Source organism: Paraburkholderia fungorum (genome assembly GCF_900099835.1).
GTDB lineage: Bacteria > Pseudomonadota > Gammaproteobacteria > Burkholderiales > Burkholderiaceae > Paraburkholderia > Paraburkholderia fungorum_A.
Genome location: NZ_FNKP01000001.1, coordinates 1 through 14,999, shown reverse-complemented (window position 1 = coordinate 14,999; position 14,999 = coordinate 1). Strand labels below are relative to the sequence as shown.

The window sequence follows — 14,999 nt, the reverse complement described above, 5'->3', positions numbered from 1 at the left end:
GGTGAGCATCACCAGAAACTACTTCTTCCAGATTGGTTGTATTGCTCCACGAGCAGTACGACAACAAGTCATGCCTGATGACCATAGCGAGTCGGTACCACCCCTTCCCATCCCGAACAGGACCGTGAAACGACTCCACGCCGATGATAGTGCGGATTGCCCGTGTGAAAGTAGGTAATCGTCAGGCTCCCCAGCAGCATCAGAAACCCCACCCCGCAAAGGTGGGGTTTCTGCGTTTTTGAGCGTGGATTTACTCACTATATAAGTGAGAGCATATGATTCGGAACAGTCAAGAAGTTGTTGACAACAAGTGGTAGTTCCATCATAATTACTAGTTCTCTGCGGAGGGGTGCCCGAGTGGCTAAAGGGGGCAGACTGTAAATCTGTTGGCTTACGCCTACGTTGGTTCGAATCCAACCTCCTCCACCAGAATGCAAGCTGTAGTAGTTGTTGGGAATCCATAAGTTCTGCGGGTGTAGCTCAATGGTAGAGCAGAAGCCTTCCAAGCTTACGACGAGGGTTCGATTCCCTTCACCCGCTCCAGCAATACAGAAGTAGCGCCCATGTGGCTCAGTGGTAGAGCACTCCCTTGGTAAGGGAGAGGTCGGCAGTTCGATCCTGCCCATGGGCACCAGAAATACACGGTGATTGTTTGCGCCCGGCGCAACGTACGGAAAAATCCTCTTAGGAGTCGAAAATGGCCAAGGGTAAGTTTGAGCGGACCAAGCCGCACGTGAACGTCGGCACGATCGGTCACGTTGACCACGGCAAGACCACGCTGACGGCAGCGATCACGACGGTTCTGACCAAGAAGTTTGGCGGCGAAGCAAAGGCATACGACCAGATCGACGCGGCGCCGGAAGAAAAGGCACGTGGTATCACGATCAACACGGCACACGTCGAGTACGAAACGGCTAACCGCCACTACGCACACGTTGACTGCCCGGGCCACGCTGACTATGTGAAGAACATGATCACGGGCGCAGCGCAGATGGACGGCGCGATCCTGGTGTGTTCGGCTGCAGACGGCCCGATGCCGCAAACGCGCGAGCACATCCTGCTGGCCCGTCAGGTTGGCGTTCCGTACATCATCGTGTTCCTGAACAAGTGCGACATGGTGGACGACGCTGAGCTGCTGGAACTCGTCGAAATGGAAGTTCGCGAACTTCTGTCGAAGTACGACTTCCCGGGCGACGACACGCCGATCATCAAGGGTTCGGCCAAGCTGGCGCTGGAAGGCGATGCGGGCGAGCTGGGCGAAGTGGCGATCATGAATCTGGCCGACGCGCTGGACACGTACATCCCGACGCCGGAGCGCGCAGTTGACGGTGCGTTCCTGATGCCGGTGGAAGACGTGTTCTCGATCTCGGGTCGTGGCACGGTGGTGACGGGTCGCGTTGAGCGCGGCATCGTCAAGGTCGGCGAAGAAATCGAAATCGTCGGTATCAAGCCGACGGTGAAGACGACCTGCACGGGCGTGGAAATGTTCCGCAAGCTGCTCGACCAGGGTCAGGCAGGCGACAACGTTGGTATCCTGCTGCGCGGCACGAAGCGTGAAGACGTGGAGCGTGGCCAGGTTCTGGCGAAGCCGGGTTCGATCAACCCGCACACGCACTTCACGGCTGAAGTGTACGTGCTGAGCAAGGACGAAGGCGGTCGTCATACGCCGTTCTTCAACAACTACCGTCCGCAGTTCTACTTCCGTACGACGGACGTGACGGGCTCGATCGAGCTGCCGAAGGACAAGGAAATGGTCATGCCGGGCGACAACGTGTCGATCACGGTGAAGCTGATCAACCCGATCGCGATGGAAGAAGGTCTGCGTTTCGCAATTCGCGAAGGCGGCCGTACGGTCGGCGCTGGTGTGGTTGCAAAGATCCTCGAGTAAGCCAGTTAGTTCTCGTTGATCGATAGTTTTAGGGGTTGGCGGTGTCGTCAACCCCAAATGGTTTAGGGGCATAGCTCAACTGGCAGAGCGTCGGTCTCCAAAACCGAAGGTTGGGGGTTCGATTCCCTCTGCCCCTGCCAACTCTCGCGTCGTGTATGGCGCTTCGTTAAGGTGTTATGGCGAATCCTTCCGTCGAAACTGTAAATACATCCGGCGACAAGCTGATGCTCGTCGCGGGCGTATTGTTGGTCTTGGCCGGGTTCGTGGGGTTCTTCTGGCTTAACGGTCAGGAATGGTACGTCCGCGGAGCTGCCTTGGCTGTTGGTGCTATCGCGGGTGTTGCAGTCGGTCTCCTCTCCGCGCCTGGCAAGGGTTTCATCGCTTTCGCCAAAGACTCGTACAAAGAAGTTCGCAAGGTTGTTTGGCCAACTCGTAAAGAGGCCACCCAAACAACGCTAGTAGTGTTCGGCTTCGTGTTTGTCATGGCAATCTTTCTTTGGGTTAGTGATAAATCCATCGAATGGGCGATTTTCTCGGTGATTCTGGGTTGGAAATGATATGAGCGATACTCCGGCGTCCCCGAGCGGCAAGCGTTGGTATGTGGTGCACGCCTACTCCGGCATGGAGAAGAGCGTGCAACGTGCGCTTCAGGAGCGCATTGAACGTGCTGGCATGCAGGACCAGTTTGGTCAAATCCTTGTTCCGACTGAAGAAGTGGTTGAGGTCAAGGGCGGTCACAAATCTGTGACCGAACGTCGTTTCTTCCCTGGCTACGTGCTGGTGGAAATGGAAATGACGGACGAAACGTGGCATCTCGTGAAAAACACGGCTAAGGTGACTGGTTTCGTCGGCGGTGCGCGTAATCGCCCGAGCCCGATTTCCCCGCGGGAAGTCGAAAAAATCATGTCGCAAATGCAGGAAGGCGTGGAAAAGCCGCGTCCGAAGACCCTGTTTGAAGTTGGCGAGATGGTTCGAGTGAAGGATGGTCCTTTCACGGATTTCAACGGCAGCGTCGAAGAAGTGAACTACGAAAAGTCGCGCGTGCGTGTTTCCGTTACAATCTTCGGCCGCGCAACGCCGGTCGAGCTGGAATTCGGCCAAGTCGAAAAGTTGTAATCCAGAATTCCACGGAGCGCACCAGATGGTGCGCTCCGTATTTCGCGCTTACGGTCCGCGTAATGGCCGTTGAGGAGCGTAAGTAGTTCAGTTTCGACGAACGCGCGCTATCACTCACTGAGCGCCTGGTTGTTTCATCCGGCGCTCCAAAGAGGTTTTCAAAATGGCAAAGAAAATCATCGGCTTTATCAAGCTGCAGATCCCTGCAGGTAAAGCCAACCCGTCGCCGCCGGTCGGTCCGGCACTGGGCCAACGCGGCCTGAACATTATGGAGTTCTGCAAGGCGTTTAACGCGCAGACTCAAGCGCTGGAGCCGGGTCTGCCGACTCCGGTCGTGATCACCGCGTTCGCGGACAAGAGCTTCACGTTTGTTCTGAAGACGCCGCCGGCTACGGTTCTGATCAAGAAGGCAGCGAAGATCGACAAGGGTTCGAGCAAGCCGCATACCGACAAGGTCGGCACGATCACCCGCGCTCAAGCTGAAGACATCGCCAAGGCCAAGATGCCCGATCTGACGGCAGCTGATCTGGACGCAGCGGTTCGTACGATCGCTGGTAGCGCCCGCTCGATGGGCATCACCGTGGAGGGCGTGTAAATGGCTAAGCTTTCAAAGCGTCTGCAAGCATTTGCAGCCAAAGTTGATCGTCAAAAACTGTACGCGATCGACGAGGCTCTGTCGCTCGTCAAGGAATGCGCAAGCGCGAAGTTCGACGAGTCGATCGACGTCGCAGTGCAACTCGGCATCGACGCGAAGAAATCGGACCAAGTGGTTCGTGGTTCGGTCGTTCTGCCGGCAGGTACTGGTAAGTCGGTTCGCGTCGCGGTGTTCGCTCAAGGCGAAAAGGCTGAGCAGGCTCGCGCAGCTGGCGCAGAAGTCGTCGGTATGGAAGACCTGGCTGAACAAGTCAAGGCTGGCAAGCTGGACTTCGACATCGTGATCGCTTCGCCGGACACGATGCGCGTTGTCGGTACGCTGGGTCAGATCCTCGGCCCGCGCGGCCTGATGCCGAACCCGAAGGTTGGCACGGTTACGCCGGACGTCGCGACTGCTGTCAAGAACGCCAAGGCTGGTCAGGTGCAATTCCGTGTCGACAAGGCCGGTATCATCCACGCCACCATCGGCCGTGCTTCGTTCGAGCCGACGGCTCTGCGTAGCAACCTGAATGCTCTCGTCGACGCGCTGCAAAAGGCGAAGCCGGCAACGAGCAAGGGTGTCTACCTGCGCAAGGTTGCAGTGTCGAGCACGATGGGTGTTGGCGTTCGCGTCGACCAGGCATCGATCGCTGCACAGTAATGAATCTCATCGCCTCGGCGTGAGTCGGGGCGGTTTTATGGGCTTTGGGCGGTTGCGAGATGGCAGTATGCATCGCGCAACCGGTTGTCAAAGACCGTTGGTGGGCAAGCAGCAGGTAGGCGGGCCCTTAATTCAAGCCAACGCAGATGGCGAACCCGAAAAGGTTTTGTAGTGATGAAGCCGGTTGATCTCCGCAGTAATGCGGGTGTCAGGCGGTCGAAATACTCCTGACTGGTCGGACGCCGTTATTGAACGCGGTACGCATGGCGCACGCTGTGTGTATCGAATCTGGAGGTTAACCGTGCCACTCAACAAAGAAAGCAAGCAGGCCGTCGTCGCTGAGGTTGCCGCGCAAGTCGCGAAAGCCCAGACCGTGGTTCTGGCTGAGTATCGTGGAATCGCGGTTGGCGATCTGACCAAGCTGCGCGCGAAAGCGCGTGAGCAACAGGTTTACCTTCGCGTGTTGAAGAACACGCTGGCGCGTCGCGCTGTCGAAGGTACCCCGTTTGCTCCGCTGGCAGAGCAGATGACTGGCCCCCTGATCTACGGCATCTCGGAAGATGCAATTGCTGCTGCTAAGGTCGTCAACGACTTCGGCAAAACCAATGACAAGTTGATCATCAAGGCTGGTTCCTACGAAGGCAAGGTGATGGACAAGGCTGGCGTGCAAGCGCTGGCAAGCATCCCGAGCCGCGAAGAACTGCTCTCCAAGCTGTTGTACGTTATGCAAGCACCTGTTTCTGGCTTCGCGCGCGCTCTGGCCGCGCTGGCTGAAAAGAAACAAGGCGAAGAAACCGCTGCGTAACGCACTTCAGTCGAGCGTGATTGATCGCTGGCTGTATCCGAATTCAATTTAGGAGTATTTCAAATGGCAATCGCAAAAGAAGACATCCTCGAAGCAGTAAGCTCGATGTCGGTTCTGGAACTGAACGAACTGGTCAAGGCGTTCGAAGAGAAGTTTGGCGTGTCGGCAGCTGCTGTTGCAGTGGCAGGCCCGGCAGGCGGCGCTGCTGCTGCTGCTGAAGAGCAAACCGAATTCACGGTCAACCTGACGGAAGTCGGCGCGAACAAGGTTTCGGTCATTAAGGCTGTTCGTGAACTGACGGGTCTCGGCCTGAAGGAAGCGAAGGACCTGGTCGACGGCGCACCGAAGCCTGTTAAGGAATCGGTACCGAAGGCTGCTGCTGAAGAAGCCAAGAAGAAGCTGGAAGAAGCCGGCGCGAAGGCTGAAATCAAGTAAGTTTCAGCGCGCTGTGCGAAGGCTGGCGGTTTTTCACCGCCGGCCTTTTTGTGCTTTGTGGGGGCTACGTTTTTGCAGGCTTGTTTCGGCAGAAACGTCGTTCCCAGAAGCCAAAGAAAATCGCCATTCGGCAACATTGACCGGCGTTTCTCTTTGTCTTCTGAAGCGACTGCAGAAGGCAAGTTTGGTCGGGTAGCGGGCAACATAGGCATCCGCTGCCGTCAGCCAGCGGTTGGTAGCGGCCAACCACCAAGCTTCTAGGCTCGTTCAAGCCATCGGACGGCCATCGGGTCTCAGTCGGTGAACACTCGGGTTGTCTCATCAAGGTATCCTGCCTCGACAACAATGCCCGCCGTGATTCGGAGATCGTATGCAATATTCCTTCACCGAGAAGAAGCGTATTCGCAAGAGTTTTGCGAAGCGCCCCATCGTTCACCAAGTACCTTTCCTGCTGGCTACCCAGCTTGAATCATTCAGCACGTTTCTGCAAGCAGACACGTCGTCTACGCAACGCAAGCCGGAAGGCCTGCAAGCGGCGTTTACATCCGTTTTCCCGATCGTTTCGCACAACGGGTTCGCTCGTCTCGAGTTCGTCAGCTACATGCTGTCGCCGCCGGCATTCAACATCAAGGAATGTCAGCAGCGCGGTTTGACGTACTGCTCGGCCCTGCGCGCGAAAGTGCGTCTGGTGCTGCTCGACAAGGAATCGCCGAGCAAGCCGGTCGTCAAGGAAGTGAAGGAACAGGAAGTCTACATGGGCGAAATTCCGCTCATGACGCCGACCGGTTCGTTCGTCATCAACGGCACGGAACGTGTGATCGTTTCGCAGTTGCACCGTTCGCCTGGCGTGTTCTTCGAACACGACAAGGGCAAGACGCACAGCTCGGGCAAGCTTCTGTTCTCGGCACGTATCATTCCTTACCGCGGTTCGTGGCTCGATTTCGAGTTCGACCCGAAGGACGTGCTGTACTTCCGCGTCGACCGTCGCCGCAAGATGCCGGTCACGATCCTGCTGAAGGCTATCGGCCTGTCGCCGGAACAGATCCTCGCAAACTTCTTCGTGTTCGACAATTTCACGCTGATGCCGGAAGGCGCGCAGATGGAATTCGTGCCGGAGCGTCTGCGTGGTGAAGTCGCGCGCTTTGACATCACCGACCGTGATGGCAACGTGATCGTCCAGAAGGACAAGCGGATCAACGCGAAGCACATTCGCGATCTCGACAACGCGAAGACCAAGTTCATCTCGGTCCCGGAAGACTATCTGCTCGGCCGCGTGCTTGCGAAGAACGTTGTCGACGGCGACACGGGTGAAGTCATCGCTAACGCGAACGACGAAATCACCGAAACCGTCCTCGACAAGCTGCGCGAATCGAAGATCAAAGACATCCAGACGCTCTATACGAACGATCTGGATCAAGGTCCGTACATCTCGTCGACGCTGCGTATCGACGAAACCGCGGACAAGATGGCCGCTCGCATCGCGATCTACCGCATGATGCGTCCGGGCGAACCGCCGACCGAAGAAGCGGTCGAGGCGCTGTTCAACCGTCTGTTCTACAGCGAAGACGCATACGACCTGTCCAAGGTGGGTCGTATGAAGTTCAATCGTCGCGTGGGTCGCGACGAGATCGTCGGCCCGATGACGCTGCTGGACGACGACATCCTCGCAACGATCAAGATCCTGGTCGAGCTGCGTAACGGCAAGGGCGAAGTGGACGACATCGACCACTTGGGCAATCGTCGTGTGCGTTGCGTCGGCGAACTGGCGGAAAACCAGTTCCGTGCAGGTCTCGTGCGTGTCGAACGTGCTGTGAAGGAACGCCTCGGCCAGGCCGAAAGCGAAAACCTGATGCCGCACGACCTGATCAACTCGAAGCCGATTTCGTCGGCAATTCGCGAGTTCTTCGGTTCGTCGCAGCTGTCGCAGTTCATGGACCAAACGAACCCGCTGTCGGAAATCACCCACAAGCGCCGTGTTTCGGCACTTGGCCCGGGCGGTTTGACGCGTGAGCGCGCTGGCTTTGAAGTCCGCGACGTGCACCCGACTCACTATGGTCGCGTGTGCCCGATTGAAACGCCTGAAGGTCCGAACATCGGCCTGATCAACTCGCTCGCTCTGTATGCGCACCTGAACGAATACGGCTTCCTCGAAACGCCGTATCGCAAGGTCGTGGACAGCAAGGTGACCGATCAGATCGACTACCTGTCGGCGATTGAAGAAGGCCGTTACGTGATCGCTCAGGCGAACGCGGCGGTTGCTGAAGACGGCTCGCTGACCGACGAACTGGTGTCGTCGCGTGAAGCGGGCGAAACGCTGATGGTCACGCCGGACCGCATCCAGTACATGGACGTGGCGCCGTCGCAGATCGTGTCGGTGGCAGCATCGCTGATTCCGTTCCTCGAGCACGATGACGCGAACCGCGCATTGATGGGTTCGAACATGCAGCGTCAGGCTGTGCCGTGTCTGCGTCCTGAAAAGGCCGTGGTCGGTACGGGTATCGAACGCACGGTGGCAGTCGACTCGGGTACGACGGTTCAGGCATTCCGCGGCGGTGTGGTCGATTACGTCGACGCAGGCCGTATCGTGATTCGCGTGAACGACGACGAAGCGGTTGCCGGCGAAGTCGGTGTCGACATCTACAACCTGATCAAGTACACGCGTTCGAACCAGAACACGAACATCAACCAGCGTCCGATCGTGAAGATGGGCGACAAGGTTGCTCGTGGCGACGTGCTGGCTGACGGCGCATCGACCGATCTGGGCGAGCTCGCGCTCGGCCAGAACATGCTGATCGCGTTCATGCCGTGGAACGGCTACAACTTCGAAGATTCGATCTTGATCTCGGAGAAGGTGGTTGCTGACGACCGTTACACGTCGATCCATATCGAAGAACTGAATGTCGTCGCTCGCGACACGAAGCTCGGACCGGAAGAAATCACGCGCGACATCTCGAACCTGGCTGAAGTGCAACTTGGCCGTCTCGACGAGTCGGGCATCGTGTACATCGGCGCGGAAGTCGAAGCAGGCGACGTGCTGGTCGGTAAGGTCACGCCGAAGGGCGAAACCCAGCTGACGCCGGAAGAAAAGCTGCTGCGCGCGATCTTCGGCGAGAAGGCTTCGGACGTGAAGGACACGTCGCTGCGCGTGCCGTCGGGCATGAGCGGCACGGTCATCGACGTGCAAGTGTTCACGCGTGAAGGCATTCAACGCGACAAGCGTGCGCAACAGATCATCGACGATGAACTGAAGCGTTATCGCCTCGACCTGAACGACCAGCTGCGCATCGTGGAAGGCGACGCGTTCCAGCGTCTCGCACGTATGCTCGACGGCAAGGTCGCGAACGGCGGTCCGAAGAAGCTGGCGAAGGGCACGAAGATCGAACAGGCTTACCTGGAAGATCTGGATCACTATCACTGGTTCGACATCCGCCTCGCGGACGAAGAAGCAGCGGCACAGCTCGAAGCGATCAAGAACTCGATCGAAGAAAAGCGCCACCAGTTCGACCTCGCGTTCGAAGAAAAGCGCAAGAAGCTCACGCAAGGCGACGAACTGCCGCCGGGCGTGCTGAAGATGGTCAAGGTGTATCTGGCAGTCAAGCGTCGTCTGCAACCTGGCGACAAGATGGCTGGCCGTCACGGTAACAAGGGTGTCGTGTCGAAGATCGTTCCGATCGAAGACATGCCGTACATGGCCGACGGCCGTCCGGCTGACGTCGTTCTGAACCCGCTCGGCGTGCCGTCGCGGATGAACGTGGGTCAGGTTCTCGAAGTGCATCTGGGTTGGGCCGCGAAGGGTCTGGGCTGGCGTATCGGCGAAATGCTGCAACGTCAGGCGAAGATCGCTGAACTGCGCGAATTCCTGACCAAGATCTACAACGAGTCGGGCCGCGCTGAAGAGCTGGACAGCTTCACCGACGAGGAAATCGTCGAACTGGCGAAGAACCTGCGCGAAGGCGTTCCGTTCGCAACGCCGGTGTTCGACGGTGCGACGGAAGAAGAAATGTCGCGCGCGCTGGATCTGGCATTCCCGGACGACATCGCGAAGAACCTCGGCATGACGCCGTCGAAGAATCAGGTTCGTCTGTACGACGGCCGCACAGGCGAGATGTTCGAACGTACGGTAACGGTCGGCTACATGCACTACCTGAAACTGCACCACCTGGTCGACGACAAGATGCACGCGCGTTCCACGGGCCCGTACTCGCTCGTGACGCAGCAGCCGTTGGGCGGTAAGGCGCAATTCGGTGGCCAGCGTTTCGGTGAGATGGAAGTGTGGGCGCTCGAAGCGTACGGCGCATCGTACGTGCTGCAAGAAATGCTGACGGTGAAGTCGGATGACGTGACAGGCCGGACCAAGGTGTATGAGAACCTGGTCAAGGGCGATCACGTGATCGATGCAGGCATGCCGGAATCCTTCAACGTGTTGGTGAAGGAAATCCGCTCGCTGGGTATCGACATCGACCTCGACCGCAACTAATCGGACTACGGAGAGAAGGCAATGAAAGCTCTGCTCGATCTATTCAAGCAAGTCCAACAACCCGAAGTTTTTGACGCGATCAAGATCGGTCTGGCTTCGCCAGACAAGATCCGTTCGTGGTCGTTCGGCGAAGTGAAGAAGCCGGAAACCATCAACTACCGGACGTTCAAGCCGGAACGCGATGGTCTGTTCTGCGCGAAGATCTTCGGGCCGATCAAAGACTACGAATGCCTTTGCGGCAAGTACAAGCGCCTGAAGCATCGTGGCGTGATCTGCGAGAAGTGCGGCGTCGAAGTGACGCTGGCCAAGGTGCGTCGCGAACGGATGGGCCACATTGAGCTGGCCTCGCCGGTCGCTCACATCTGGTTCCTGAAGTCGCTGCCGTCGCGTCTGGGCATGGTGCTCGACATGACGCTGCGCGACATCGAACGCGTGCTGTACTTCGAAGCATATGTCGTGATCGACCCGGGCATGACGCCGCTGAAAGCGCGGCAGATCATGACCGAAGAGGATTACTACAACAAGGTCGAAGAATACGGTGACGAATTCCGTGCCGAGATGGGCGCGGAAGGCGTTCGCGAGCTGCTGCGCGCGATCAACATCGACGAACAGGTCGAGATGCTCCGTACCGAACTCAAGAACACGGGTTCGGAAGCGAAGATCAAGAAGTACGCGAAGCGCCTGAAGGTGCTCGAGGCTTTCCAGCGTTCGGGCATCAAGCCTGACTGGATGGTGCTCGAAGTGCTGCCGGTGCTGCCGCCGGAACTGCGTCCGCTGGTGCCGCTGGACGGCGGCCGTTTCGCGACGTCGGACCTGAACGACCTGTATCGCCGCGTGATCAACCGTAACAACCGGTTGAAGCGTCTGCTCGAGCTGAAGGCGCCTGAAATCATCGTCCGCAACGAAAAGCGGATGCTGCAGGAAGCCGTCGACTCGCTGCTCGACAACGGCCGTCGCGGTAAGGCGATGACCGGCGCGAACAAGCGTCCGCTGAAGTCGCTCGCTGACATGATCAAGGGTAAGGGCGGTCGTTTCCGTCAGAACTTGCTCGGTAAGCGCGTTGACTATTCGGGCCGTTCGGTGATCGTGGTCGGCCCGACGCTCAAGCTGCATCAGTGCGGTCTGCCGAAGCTGATGGCGCTCGAACTGTTCAAGCCGTTCATCTTCAACAAGCTCGAAGTGATGGGTGTTGCTACCACCATCAAGGCTGCGAAGAAGGAAGTCGAGAACCAGACGCCGGTGGTGTGGGACATCCTCGAAGAGGTGATCCGCGAACATCCGGTCATGCTGAACCGTGCGCCGACGCTGCACCGTCTTGGCATTCAGGCTTTCGAGCCGGTGCTGATCGAAGGTAAGGCAATCCAGCTGCACCCGCTCGTTTGCGCGGCGTTCAACGCCGACTTCGACGGTGACCAGATGGCTGTTCACGTGCCGCTGTCGCTGGAAGCGCAGATGGAAGCGCGCACGCTGATGCTGGCGTCGAACAACGTCCTGTTCCCGGCCAACGGCGATCCGTCGATCGTGCCGTCGCAAGATATCGTGCTCGGTCTGTACTACGCGACCCGCGAAGCAGTGAACGCCAAGGGCGAAGGCCTGACGTTCACGGGCGTCTCGGAAGCGCTGCGTGCATACGAGAACAAGGAAGTCGAGCTGGTATCGCGCGTCAACGTGCGGATCACTGAAATGGTCCACAACGAAGACAAGTCGGAAGGCGCTCCGGCATTCGTGCCGAAGATCACGCTGTACGCAACGACCGTTGGCCGCGCGATCCTGTCGGAAATTCTGCCGCCGGGCCTGCCGTTCTCGGTGCTGAACAAGCCGCTGAAGAAGAAGGAAATTTCGCGCCTCATCAACACCGCATTCCGCAAGTGCGGTCTGCGTGAAACGGTGATTTTCGCCGACCAGTTGATGCAGTCGGGTTTCCGTCTGGCAACGCGCGCTGGTATCTCGATCTGCGTCGACGACATGCTCGTGCCGCCGCAGAAGGAAACCATCGTCGGCGACGCCGCGAAGAAGGTGAAGGAATACGACCGTCAGTACATGTCGGGTCTCGTCACGTCGCAAGAGCGCTACAACAACGTGGTCGACATCTGGTCGGCAACGTCGGAAGCGGTCGGCAAGGCGATGATGGAGCAGCTGTCGACGGAACCGGTTGTGGACCGCGACGGCAACCAGACGCGTCAGGAATCGTTCAACTCGATTTACATGATGGCGGACTCGGGTGCTCGTGGTTCCGCAGTTCAGATTCGTCAGCTGGCCGGTATGCGTGGCCTGATGGCGAAGCCGGACGGCTCGATCATTGAAACGCCGATTACGGCGAACTTCCGTGAAGGCCTGAACGTGTTGCAGTACTTCATCTCGACCCACGGTGCACGTAAGGGTCTGGCTGATACGGCACTGAAGACGGCGAACTCGGGTTACCTGACGCGTCGTCTGGTCGACGTGACGCAGGATCTCGTGGTGGTCGAGGACGATTGCGGTACGTCCAACGGCGTCGCGATGAAGGCGTTGGTCGAAGGCGGTGAAGTCGTCGAAGCGCTGCGTGACCGTATTCTGGGTCGCGTAACGGTCGCTGACGTCGTCAATCCGGAATCGCAGGAAACGCTGTACGAAACGGGCACGTTGCTCGACGAAGATGCGGTCGAAGAAATCGAACGCCTCGGCATCGACGAAGTGCGCGTGCGTACGCCGCTGACTTGCGAAACGCGTTACGGTCTGTGCGCAGCCTGCTACGGCCGCGACTTGGGCCGCGGCTCGTCGGTCAACGTCGGTGAGGCAGTCGGTGTTATCGCTGCGCAGTCGATCGGTGAACCGGGCACGCAGCTCACGATGCGTACGTTCCACATCGGTGGTGCGGCATCGCGTGCGGCAGTGGCTTCGTCGGTTGAAGCGAAGTCGAACGGTACGGTGCGTTTCACGGCAACGATGCGTTACGTCACCAACGCGAAGGGCGAGCAGATCGTCATCTCGCGTTCGGGCGAAGCGATGATCACCGACGACCACGGTCGCGAGCGCGAACGTCACAAGGTGCCGTACGGCGCGACGCTGTTGCAACTCGACGGCGCGCAGATCAAGGCCGGCACGCAACTGGCAACGTGGGATCCGATGACGCGTCCGATCATCACCGAGTGGGGCGGTACGGTGAAGTTCGAAAACGTCGAAGAAGGCGTGACGGTAGCGAAGCAGATCGACGATGTGACGGGTCTGTCCACGCTGGTTGTGATCGACGTGAAGCGTCGTGGTTCGCAAGCGGCAAAGACGGTGCGTCCGCAGGTCAAGCTGCTCGACGCGAACGGCGAAGAAGTCAAGATCCCGAACACCGAGCATTCGGTGCAGATCGGCTTCCAGGTCGGCGCTCTGATCACCGTGAAGGACGGTCAGCAAGTGCAGGTCGGTGAAGTGCTCGCACGTATTCCGGTTGAATCGCAGAAAACGCGTGACATTACCGGTGGTCTGCCGCGTGTGGCGGAACTGTTCGAAGCACGTTCGCCGAAGGACGCAGGTATCCTGGCGGAAGTCACGGGTACGACGTCGTTCGGTAAGGACACGAAGGGCAAGCAGCGTCTCGTTATCACGGACCTCGAGGGTAACCAGCACGAGTTCCTGATCGCGAAGGAAAAGCAGGTTCTGGTGCACGATGGTCAGGTCGTCAACAAGGGCGAAATGATTGTCGACGGTCCGGCCGATCCGCACGACATCTTGCGTCTGCAAGGTATCGAAGCGCTGTCGCGTTACATCGTGGACGAAGTGCAGGACGTGTACCGTCTGCAAGGCGTGAAGATCAACGACAAGCACATTGAAGTGATTGTTCGTCAGATGCTGCGCCGCGTGCAGATTACGGACAACGGCGATACGCGTTTCATCCCGGGCGAACAGGTCGAGCGGTCGGATATGCTCGACGAGAACGACCGTATGATCGCGGAAGACAAGCGTCCGGCAACGTACGAAAACGTGTTGCTCGGTATCACGAAGGCGTCGCTGTCGACCGATTCGTTCATCTCCGCAGCGTCGTTCCAGGAAACGACCCGCGTGTTGACCGAAGCGGCGATTATGGGCAAGCGCGACGATCTGCGTGGTCTGAAGGAAAACGTGATCGTCGGCCGTCTGATTCCGGCCGGTACGGGTCTCGCGTTCCACAAGGCACGCAAGAGCAAGGAACTGTCCGACCGCGAGCGTTTCGATCAGATCGCAGCGGAAGAGTCGTTCGAATTCGGTACGCCGGAAACCCCGGCCGCCGAACAGCAGCACTCAGGCGAGTAAGTCCCGGCGGCGCAAGCCGCTTGGGGCTCTAGCCAGCGAAGCCGCTCAGTTTCGACTGAGCGGCTTTTTTTTCGACAGGACTTAGTGCTTTCACACCTGCTCCTGTCCCACGCACCGCGGGCGTCTTTTCTGTGCGTTTTTGTGGATTCGTAGGCCTGATGGCTAACGTTGCCGCAAAGCGCCGGCGCGGCGCGAATGCGTTGGTAAAATTCGTGTTACCGGCTTTAGGCTGCTTCTTCCAAATACATGTCCCGTCCGCTCGAAATCCTCAACGAAGTTTTTGGTTACCCCGCGTTCAGAGGGCAGCAGGGCGAAATTGTCGATCACGTCGCCGGCGGCGGTGATTGTCTCGTGTTGATGCCGACGGGCGGCGGCAAGTCGTTGTGCTATCAGATTCCTTCGCTGGTGCGGCGTGAAGGTGGTTTCGGCACGGGCATCGTCGTGTCGCCGTTGATCGCGCTGATGCAGGATCAGGTGGCGGCGCTCACTGAAGTTGGCGTGCGCGCGGCGTATCTGAACTCGACGTTGTCGAGTGCGGAGGCAATGGCCACTGAGCGCGCGTTGCGCGAGGGCGAGATTGACCTGCTGTACGTCGCGCCAGAGCGTCTGATGACGCCGCGTTTCCAGGAGTTGCTGGAGCGATCGCGCATCGGCCTTTTCGCGATTGATGAGGCGCATTGCGTGTCGCAATGGGGGCACGATTTCCGGCCCGAGTACATTCAGT

General features: G+C 58.5%; 11 protein-coding genes, 4 tRNA genes and 1 rRNA gene. 15 read left to right on the top strand and 1 reads right to left on the bottom strand.

Features of this window, described 5'->3' with window-relative positions; genetic code table 11:
- Positions 1-73 precede the first annotated feature (73 nt).
- From rrf to rplL, 12 genes are all read left to right on the top strand, one after another.
- Positions 74-187 (top strand): 5S ribosomal RNA (rrf, locus tag BLS41_RS00075).
- A gap of 156 nt (positions 188-343) precedes the next feature.
- Positions 344-429: transfer RNA gene (locus BLS41_RS00070), tRNA-Tyr, on the top strand.
- 40 nt (positions 430-469) lie between these two features.
- A tRNA-Gly gene (locus BLS41_RS00065) sits at positions 470-543 on the top strand.
- 16 nt (positions 544-559) lie between these two features.
- Positions 560-634, top strand: a tRNA-Thr gene (locus BLS41_RS00060).
- 63 nt (positions 635-697) lie between these two features.
- On the top strand, positions 698-1,888 hold the full coding sequence (tuf, locus tag BLS41_RS00055) for an elongation factor Tu (protein WP_074762375.1): 1,191 nt from the start codon (positions 698-700) through the stop codon (positions 1,886-1,888).
- 64 nt (positions 1,889-1,952) lie between these two features.
- Positions 1,953-2,028, top strand: a tRNA-Trp gene (locus tag BLS41_RS00050).
- Between the two features lie 36 nt (positions 2,029-2,064).
- Positions 2,065-2,445 carry a preprotein translocase subunit SecE gene (gene secE, locus BLS41_RS00045; RefSeq protein ID WP_015003929.1) on the top strand — a complete coding sequence of 127 codons (381 nt, stop codon included), beginning with the start codon at positions 2,065-2,067 and terminating at the stop codon, positions 2,443-2,445.
- A 1-nt stretch (position 2,446) separates the two neighbouring features.
- Positions 2,447-3,004 (top strand): transcription termination/antitermination protein NusG, encoded by a 558-nt coding sequence (gene nusG / locus BLS41_RS00040; RefSeq protein WP_007180147.1) that lies wholly within the window; start codon positions 2,447-2,449, stop codon positions 3,002-3,004.
- A gap of 163 nt (positions 3,005-3,167) precedes the next feature.
- A complete protein-coding gene (gene rplK / locus BLS41_RS00035) occupies positions 3,168-3,599 on the top strand; it encodes a 50S ribosomal protein L11 (protein ID WP_074762374.1) in 432 nt (143 codons plus the stop codon).
- Positions 3,600-4,298, top strand: coding sequence for a 50S ribosomal protein L1 (rplA, locus tag BLS41_RS00030; protein ID WP_074762373.1), 699 nt, complete (start codon positions 3,600-3,602; stop codon positions 4,296-4,298).
- Between the two features lie 301 nt (positions 4,299-4,599).
- Positions 4,600-5,103 (top strand): 50S ribosomal protein L10, encoded by a 504-nt coding sequence (gene rplJ / locus BLS41_RS00025; protein ID WP_074762372.1) that lies wholly within the window; start codon positions 4,600-4,602, stop codon positions 5,101-5,103.
- Positions 5,104-5,166: 63 nt separating this feature from the next.
- Complete coding sequence (gene rplL / locus BLS41_RS00020) at positions 5,167-5,538, top strand: 50S ribosomal protein L7/L12 (RefSeq protein WP_074762371.1); 372 nt, start codon at positions 5,167-5,169, stop codon at positions 5,536-5,538.
- Positions 5,539-5,571: 33 nt separating this feature from the next.
- On the opposite strand, the gene BLS41_RS38205 is transcribed toward rplL, so the two are convergent.
- Positions 5,572-5,784 carry a hypothetical protein gene (locus BLS41_RS38205; RefSeq protein WP_143026189.1) on the bottom strand — a complete coding sequence of 71 codons (213 nt, stop codon included), beginning with the start codon at positions 5,782-5,784 and terminating at the stop codon, positions 5,572-5,574.
- 124 nt (positions 5,785-5,908) lie between these two features.
- Here BLS41_RS38205 and rpoB point away from each other — a divergent pair, with 124 nt between their 5' ends.
- From rpoB to BLS41_RS00005, 3 genes are all read left to right on the top strand, one after another.
- Complete coding sequence (gene rpoB, locus BLS41_RS00015) at positions 5,909-10,015, top strand: DNA-directed RNA polymerase subunit beta (protein ID WP_074762370.1); 4,107 nt, start codon at positions 5,909-5,911, stop codon at positions 10,013-10,015.
- A 21-nt stretch (positions 10,016-10,036) separates the two neighbouring features.
- On the top strand, positions 10,037-14,275 hold the full coding sequence (gene rpoC, locus BLS41_RS00010) for a DNA-directed RNA polymerase subunit beta' (protein WP_074762369.1): 4,239 nt from the start codon (positions 10,037-10,039) through the stop codon (positions 14,273-14,275).
- 246 nt (positions 14,276-14,521) lie between these two features.
- Positions 14,522-14,999 (top strand): DEAD/DEAH box helicase (locus tag BLS41_RS00005; protein ID WP_143026188.1); only part of this gene is annotated, 478 nt, incomplete at its 3' end.